Origin of the sequence: uncultured Nitrospira sp. (assembly GCA_902500695.1) — a bacterium.
In the GTDB taxonomy this organism is placed as follows: Bacteria; Nitrospirota; Nitrospiria; order Nitrospirales; family UBA8639; genus Nitrospira_E.
Window position 1 is genome coordinate 1 of the sequence record CABVRQ010000143.1, and the last position, 4,425, is coordinate 4,425.

A 4,425-nucleotide genomic window follows, 5' to 3' on the forward strand; every position below is an offset into this window, starting at 1 on the left:
AGTAGGATCTGTCCTATTCGGACGTCTTCCCTTTCCAGCATTCAAATTTCTGCCATTGGCGTTGGAGTCGCCCTTCCCGATTATAGAATGATCAAGTTGGAATAGGTGTCACTTTAATGGGGTGGACGAACATCTCCAATCTTTTTAGGGATCAGAAGACAAAAACACGGCCCGCCGTAGGAAAATGTAACATCCAAAAAGAAGACTGACTAAAATCATGGTTGTCCGGGTGGTATGGAATCCTTCGACGACTTGGGTCGTCAGCTCACTGAGGCAGCCGAGACCGAGGTAAAATAAGTAACCCCAGAATGCCCATAGGTGTTTTTTTAAAAAACCATATCCCAACACCCAATGGATGAAGGGGTGTTGATATTTCACAAATTCTCCAGCCCATCCGCTGAAAGTTGTGCCGAAAACCTTGAGTGCATAGTGAGGGTAGGTGGCGATCCACACCAAATCCAAGGTCCCTGCCAAAAGTAAAAGTATCCCAAAAATCTGTATGTCCCGCCCCTGGCTTAAGAAACGTTGAAGGGGACGTTTCTGCACTTTCATTTCCACGAAAGGGACAGACAAAGGAGGTGTTCTCATGTATGAGAGACACCTTGTTCGGAAATCAGTAGTTCTTATAAATTGCAAAAAATAAGTGCCGATTCTAGGTTTAGGAAGATCGTAAGGTGTTTTCTATATCGTCCACGATCTGTGGCGACAGGGGCTTCTGTTTAGGATCATACCGAGCAATGACAGTTCCTTCGCGGTTGACAAGAAATTTCTGGAAATTCCATGTGATCTCACCTTTAAAGTTGGTGTCTTCGGTGAGATAGCGATAGAGGGGGTGCTTCTGTTCTCCAATCACCGTGATTTTACTGAACAAGGGGAATTCCAAGGAATACTTCGTATAGCAAAATTCGGCGATTTCCTTGTTATCTCCAGGTTCCTGTTTGCCAAAGTCATTCGCGGGAAAAGCTAAAATCGTAAATCCCTGATCGCGGTATCGTTCATATAACGTTTGCAGTCCGGCGTACTGCGGCGTATTTCCACAAAAGCTTGCCGTATTCACGATCATAATGACCTGTCCTTTGAACTCGTTGAGGGAGCGTGCTTTATTATCGATATCTTCCATGGTGAAGTTGTAAATTTGTGAAGCAGGCCTACCCTTTGTGATATCAAGTTTTGATGGCGATTGATTTGAAGAGAGTCCTTGAGGCGGAGGTTCATTGGCAACTGCTTCTCCTATAGAGGTTGTATAGTCTTGGCTGCATCCGCCAAGGATTACCAGCGCACACATGCTGGCTAATAAGGTATGACGAGGAGCGAATAGATTTTGGTCTGCCATGGTGGATCCCCCTTAAGATGATGGACAACCAGTCATTGGTTTACTCCAGTGTAATTCTGAATCTTCGGTCAGGGCAATTAGCCTGGATAGAATTATCAACCGTATCACTATGTGTCGGGACTTTTTCCTCATAAACATGTATAGGGCTCTAAGGGAAAGCTGAAGACATTTGTGCTTGAAAATTTAATCCGAGATTGGTTTAACCAGATAGTCCTTGCCCCCGCTTTCAATAGCCTTAACCGATCGTCGATCGGGTGGGATCTGTAGTCAAAACGATTACCAGAACTGCTTCAGATTTTTGCCGGAGCCGGTTCAGCATAGCTAAGCCATCCATGATCGGCATTTCGAGATCAAGGAGAATCCCATAAACGGATTCCGTGTTGAGGACCTCAAGCCTCTCCAGCCCGTTCGAGACTGTGGCCACTTCAAAGGCAATTTTTTCCAACCTGTCGCGAAGATACAGAATATGGTTTCCTGGTCATCAACTACCAGAATTCGTTTGCCCATAGGACGTTCACCTGATTCATCAATCAACGTTTCTATATGGTTGATTGCCGTTTTATCTTCATCTTTATCATAACGACTTCAGTCCTTGTGGCGTCAATGGAATATGATGAAACCTTTGACAATATGGCGTGACCAGAGGGGGATGGGCACGGTGGGGACATTTTGCGGTGAAGAAAAGGGATATCTTAATCCTTACAAGCCAGGCAAAGCTGCTCCAAGTGTGAAGGGTCTTTGAGGCAAGCTGTTTTGTAAAAATTCGTGAAAATTTACATTACCCCTCAAACCGGGCTAATGGGAACCTTTAACCCAATGAAAGAGTTGCTCGAGAATCTGGTCCTTCTTCCCGATCCCACCAATGAATTGCTCGAATTCCCCATTCACAAATAGGGCTAAGGTAGGAAGGGATTGAATCTCTAATTCACCGGGAATGAGGAAATTCTCTTGCACGTTCATGGTGAGGATAAGAAGGCGTTCCCCAAGCTCATTCTGAATGTGCTCTAATTCTTTGGTCAGAGCTCGGCAGTGGCCACAGCCGGGCTGCCAAAATTCTACCAAAACAGGGACGGGCGATTTTTCAATAATCCCATCAAACTCTCGATCAACTATTCCCTGAATCATGTTCGCCGATCTCGATTCCTTCATTAAAAAAAGATTCTTGTAGATGAGTCTTTCTCACTTCCTAAAAAGATTGCACCCGCTTGTTATGGGCATTTAATCCAGCTGCTTTTCAGTGTTCATTAGGTCGGAGGTAATTGAGAACTGAAAAAGTAAAAGCCTCTCTGTGATGAAGAGCCCCATGACGGTTTTTTCTGCGGTGCAAAGGATGTATTCATGGATTCCCCATTTGCTTTCTGTTTTTGTTTAAGCTGTTGGACCAGGTTAGAAGTTTTCGGACCTCATGAATCCAAAATTTTTCCAAATTCAACATGCGCATGTCTGTTGCTCGAGTAAAGGATCCGCTCATGTCCGTCACAGAACGAATACAGCTCTCCCGAAAGATGTAGCGGGTTATGAAATCCAACGAACTTTAGGCCGTTTCGTAACATTGGTCGGCAACGGTGATGGCTTGCAGTAGCATCAGACCTTCATACTTTATAATTTTGGTGCACTTGTCAAAATACGAATCGAAATATTGGAATCCTGGCCCCATTTTGACTACGTTGATGGAATCTTTTGTAATCATTAGGTCAATCCCGAAAATACTTCCAACGCTCGCTCCCTGGAACTGCCGAGTTTGACGATTGGCAGGGGATAATCTTCTCCGAGTTGCACACCCGCCTCCGCCAACACGTTTTCTGGCGCTTCCCATGGATTATGCAGGTATTTTACCGGTATTTTTTTTAATTCTGGGACGAAGCGCCGAACATACTCGCCATTTTCATCAAACTTTTTTCCTTGCGTGACAGGGTTGAAAATTCTAAAAAATGGTGCCGCATCGGCCCCACAGCCTGCGATCCATTGCCAGCTGGCACTGTTGTTGGCCAGATCGGCATCCACCAAGGTATCCCAGAACCAGTCTTCTCCAAGGTGCCAGTGCAACATGAGATTTTTGATCAGAAAGGATCCAACAATCATGCGGACGCGGTTATGCATGTAGCCGGTTTCCCACAGCTCACGCATGCCGGCATCCACGATGGGATAGCCGGTTTGGCCTTGTTGCCATCTTTTTAGGGCTTTCTGATCTTTACGCCAGGGAAAGGTATTAAATTTCGTTTGCAGATTTTTTCGAGGGAGGTCGGGGAAATGAAAGAGCAGACTGTGGGAAAACTCCCGCCAGCCCAGCTCACTCAGAAACGTTTCCCCGTCTTTCCGCCATCCTTCGGCACCCATGCGTAGTTTGGCGGCATGCCACACTTCATTCGGTGAGATTTCTCCGAAATGCAGATGCGGCGATAATCGGGAGACATTTTTTTTGTAGGGATAGTTCCGGCCTTCTTTGTAGTGGTTGAGGCCGCTTTTGAGAAAAGCTTTCAGTCGGGCTTGTGCCCCAGCTTCTCCGGGCTCCCAATGCTTAGAAAGTTTTTTGTGCCAGGGGATGGTTGGTAGCAGGTCCAATTCTTTCAGTGCCAGACTTCTGTGTGTGGAAAGTCGTAAATCTTTTGGGGCTTTTTGTGGTCGTCGAGGTTCATTGCCCTTTCCGAGACATCCATTTTGATAAAAGGGAGTGAACACCTTATAGGGAGTGCCGTCACTTTTAAGTGCTGTCTGGGGTTCAAAGAGCAGGGAACCGTTAAACGTGTGAACCTCGATTCCTTGGGTCTGCAAGGTCTCTTGAATGCGTGCATCGCTTGCAATTCGCCAGGGTTCGTAACATCGGTTCCAATATATCGCTCTTGCTCCTGCCTCTTGCATGACGTCCATCAGGACCATTTGAGCCGATCCTGTCTGTAGGCAAAGCTTGCCCTCCAATTCTTCGTTCAGTGCCTTGAGACTTTCATGCAGCCACCAACGGCTGGCCGCGCCTAACTTCCATTCCCCGCTATTTTCCTCATCCAAAATAAATAACGGAAGGATAGGGTGACCTGTTTGATGGGCCGCTAACAGTGCCGGGTTGTCCTTGATGCGTAAATCCTGGCGAAACCAGA

5 protein-coding genes are annotated in these 4,425 nt (G+C 46.3%); all 5 read right to left on the reverse strand.

The window, feature by feature from the left end; all coding sequences use genetic code 11:
• Nucleotides 1–144: 144 nt before the first annotated feature.
• Nucleotides 145–588, reverse strand: a complete 444-nt coding sequence (locus AAH187_RS18760) for a hypothetical protein (RefSeq protein ID WP_342350017.1) — start codon at nt 586–588, stop codon at nt 145–147.
• Between the two features lie 70 nt (nt 589–658).
• Nucleotides 659–1,333, reverse strand: a complete 675-nt coding sequence (locus AAH187_RS18765; RefSeq protein WP_342350018.1) for a glutathione peroxidase — start codon at nt 1,331–1,333, stop codon at nt 659–661.
• A gap of 235 nt (nt 1,334–1,568) precedes the next feature.
• The gene (locus AAH187_RS18770) at nt 1,569–1,778 is read right to left on the reverse strand and encodes a response regulator (RefSeq protein ID WP_342350019.1); all 210 of its coding nucleotides are present in this window, start codon (nt 1,776–1,778) and stop codon (nt 1,569–1,571) included.
• Nucleotides 1,779–2,128: 350 nt separating this feature from the next.
• Nucleotides 2,129–2,458 (reverse strand): thioredoxin domain-containing protein, encoded by a 330-nt coding sequence (locus AAH187_RS18775; protein ID WP_342350020.1) that lies wholly within the window; start codon nt 2,456–2,458, stop codon nt 2,129–2,131.
• A 564-nt stretch (nt 2,459–3,022) separates the two neighbouring features.
• The coding region (locus AAH187_RS18780) for a deoxyribodipyrimidine photo-lyase (protein WP_342350021.1) at nt 3,023–4,425 on the reverse strand (1,403 nt) is incomplete at its 5' end.